The 1,298-nt window shown below is 66.9% G+C and carries 2 protein-coding genes; both read left to right on the forward strand.

The window, feature by feature from the left end; translation table 11 throughout:
* Nucleotides 1-642: cobalamin B12-binding domain-containing protein (locus C5F46_RS16120; RefSeq protein ID WP_107326304.1), on the forward strand; the 642-nt coding region annotated here is incomplete at its 5' end.
* Nucleotides 643-753: 111 nt separating this feature from the next.
* A partial coding sequence (locus C5F46_RS16125; RefSeq protein ID WP_412779347.1) for a phosphonate ABC transporter ATP-binding protein occupies nt 754-1,298 on the forward strand: 545 nt, incomplete at its 3' end.

The raw sequence follows: 1,298 nt of genomic DNA on the forward strand, positions 1-1,298 counted from the left end.
GAACTGGAGACGTTTTGCGAGGCGTTGCTGCGCGGCGACGAACACGAAAGCGCGGCGATGATCGCCGCGGCACAGGCCCGCGGACTGTCGCTGGAGACGGTTTACACCGGCTATGTCGCGGCCGCCGCGGCGCGGCTGGGGGGCCAGTGGGAGGCCGGGCTGATCGGCTGCCTTGAGATGATGGCGGTTGCCGGGCGGCTCTATGCGATCATGCGCAGCCTGCGGCCCGCGGCGCCGGTTGCGGGCCCCGGTGCGGTGCGTCGGGCGATCTTTGCCTCTGTGCCGGGGGATGTGCATTTTCTGGGCGTGACGATGGCCGCCGACATGTTCCGCCAGCGCGGCTGGCAGGTCGATCTGCTGACCGGGCTGGACCATGACGCGCTGTTGCAGCGCATCAACCGGGCCGATGTGCCGGTGATCGGGCTGTCGGCGGGGCCCGAGGCGTTGCTGATGCCGCTGGCACGGCTGGTGATGGCGCTGCGCATCAACCGCCCCGAGGCGCTGATCGTGCTGGGGGGGCGGATCACCGGCCAGCGCCCCGATCTGGCCCAGCTGATCGACGCCGACCATATTGCGGGCGATGCGATCTCGGCGATTGCTCCTGTCACGGCGCTGTTGCAGGCCCGCGCCAGCGCCGCCTGACGGCCCTGCATCGGGGAAACGGCCCCTGCCGTTTACCGAAACTTCACGAAACAGTCGGCTTTGCGTCATCCGGTTCCTGTAGCCCGTCCCCGGGTCAGGACCGGAGGCCGCATGCTGCTGCACGTCGAAAGCGTCACCAAGACCTTCGGGGCGAAAGCCGCTGTTGACAACGTCAGCTTTGCGGTCAGCCGTCCGAAGATGATTGGCATCATTGGCCGGTCGGGCGCGGGCAAATCCACTTTTCTGCGCATGATGAACCGCATGACCGATGCCTGTTCGGGGCGGTTGCTGTTCGAGGGACGCGATGTGCTGGCGCTGCACGGCGCCGACAAACGGGCCTGGCAAAGCCAGTGCGCAATGATCTTTCAGCAGTTCAACCTGGTGCCGCGGCTGGATGTGGTGTCGAACGTGCTGCACGGCACGCTGAACCGCCGGTCCACGCTGGCCACGATGTTCAACCTTTTCCCCGCCGCCGACATCCACCGCGCCATTGAAATTCTGGACCGTCTAGGCATCGCCGAACAGGCCGCCAAGCGGGCCGAGGCGCTGTCGGGTGGCCAGCAGCAGCGCGTGGCGATCGCGCGGGCGCTGATGCAAGACCCCAAGATCATTCTGGCCGATGAACCCATCGCCAGCCTTGACCCGATGAATGCCCA

Origin of the sequence: Phaeovulum veldkampii DSM 11550, assembly GCF_003034995.1 — a bacterium.
Lineage (GTDB): Bacteria > Pseudomonadota > Alphaproteobacteria > Rhodobacterales > Rhodobacteraceae > Phaeovulum > Phaeovulum veldkampii.